The sequence below is a fragment of the Acetobacter conturbans genome, from assembly GCF_011516755.1.
GTDB classification, from domain to species: Bacteria; Pseudomonadota; Alphaproteobacteria; order Acetobacterales; family Acetobacteraceae; genus Acetobacter; species Acetobacter conturbans.
In genome coordinates this window covers 1-1,932 of the sequence record NZ_WOSY01000061.1, presented here as the reverse complement: position 1 = coordinate 1,932, position 1,932 = coordinate 1, and the positions used below count along the sequence as shown (strand labels likewise).

General features: G+C 64.2%; 1 protein-coding gene. It reads left to right on the top strand.

Annotation, left to right across the window (positions count from 1 at the left end):
• The coding region (gene dxs, locus GOB81_RS17280) for a 1-deoxy-D-xylulose-5-phosphate synthase (RefSeq protein WP_173571454.1) at positions 1–1,932 on the top strand (1,932 nt) is incomplete at both ends.

Below are 1,932 nucleotides of genomic sequence, written 5' to 3'. Positions count from 1 at the left end.
CCCCACGCGGGGTCGTTTTCCGTTACTGGACCGTGTTTCGTATCCTGTTGATCTTCGGAACCTGTCGATTGATCAACTGAAGCAGGTTGCGGACGAGCTTCGTTCGGAGACGGTCGAGACGGTGTCCACCACAGGCGGCCATCTCGGTGCCTCGCTGGGCGTGGTGGAACTGACGGTCGCAATCCATGCCGTGTTCGACACCCCCGACGATCGCCTGATCTGGGATGTCGGCCATCAGGCCTATCCCCACAAGATCATCACCGGACGCCGCGACCGGATCCGCACCCTGCGTCAGCCGGGCGGCCTGTCAGGCTTCACCCGCCGGTCCGAGAGCCCATACGACCCGTTCGGCGCGGCCCACTCCTCGACGTCCATTTCCTCGGGCCTCGGCATGGCCGTGGCGCACCATCTGCTCGCCGAGGAAGATCCGTCCTACCGCGAACGCAACGTCATCGCCGTGATCGGCGACGGTTCGATCTCCGCCGGCATGGCCTACGAGGCGATGAACAACGCCGCCGTCGCCGGACCGGGCGCGGAACGGCTGATCGTCATCCTCAACGACAACGAGATGTCCATCGCGCCGCCGGTCGGCTCGATGTCGAACTACCTCTCCCGCCTGATGTCGTCGCGCCAGTTCATGGGCCTGCGCGACCTCGCCGGGAAGTTCGTGAAGAAGCTGCCCAACCGTCTGGAACGCACCGCCAAGAAAGCCGAGGAATATGCCCGTGGCATGATTACCGGCGGCACGCTGTTCGAGGAGTTGGGCTTCTATTATGTCGGCCCGGTCAACGGCCACGACATGACCCAGCTTGTGCCGATCCTGCGTAACCTGCGCGACACGGATCAGGGTCCGATCCTGCTGCATGTCATCACCGAGAAGGGCCACGGCTACAAACCAGCCGAGGCCGCGGGCGACAAGTATCACGCCGTGGCGAAGTTCAATGTCGTCACCGGCGAGCAGAAGAAGGCCCCTCCGGGACCGCCGTCCTGGACGAACATCTTCGCCCGTGAACTGATCTCCCGGGCGGAAAGCGACGACCGGATCACGGCCGTGACCGCCGCGATGCCGTCCGGCACGGGCCTCGACAAGTTCGCCACCAAATTCCCCGGCCGCTTCTTCGATGTCGGCATCGCCGAGCAGCACGCCGTCACCTTCGCCGCCGGTATGGCGACCGAAGGACTGCGTCCGTTCTGCGCGATCTATTCCACGTTCCTGCAGCGCGCCTACGATCAGGTGATGCATGACGTGGTGCTGCAGAAGCTGCCGGTGCGCTTTGCCATCGACCGCGCCGGTCTGGTCGGTGCCGATGGCGCGACCCATGCCGGTGCGTTCGACATCGCCTATCTCGGCTGCCTGCCGGGCATGACGATCATGGCGCCGAGCGACGAGATCGAACTGCTGAACATGACGGCCACAGCCTGCGAGTTCGACGAAGGCCCGATCGCGTTGCGCTATCCGCGCGGCAACACCTACGGTCTGGAGATGCCCGCTAAGGGCAGCATCATCGAGATCGGCAAGGGCCGGATCATCCGTGAGATGGGCCAGCAGTCCGGACGCGAGAAGGGTGGTATCGCCATCCTGTCACTCGGTCCGCGTCTGGAGGAAGTGCTCAAGGCCGCCGACCAGCTCGCTGCGCACGGTCTGCCGCCGACCGTGGCCGACGCGCGCTTCGCCAAGCCGCTGGATACGGAACTGGTCGAGCAGCTCGCGCGTAATCACGCCGTGCTGATCACCGTCGAGGAAGGCTCCGTCGGCGGCTTCGGCTCGTTCGTGGCGCAGCATCTCTCAAAAACCGGCCTGCTCGACAATGTCCGCCTGCGCACAATGACGCTCCCGGACATGTTCATCGACCACAACAGCCAGTTCGAGCAATACAACATCGCACAACTCAACGCGCCACAAATCGTCAAAACCGCCCTTAACGCTGTCGG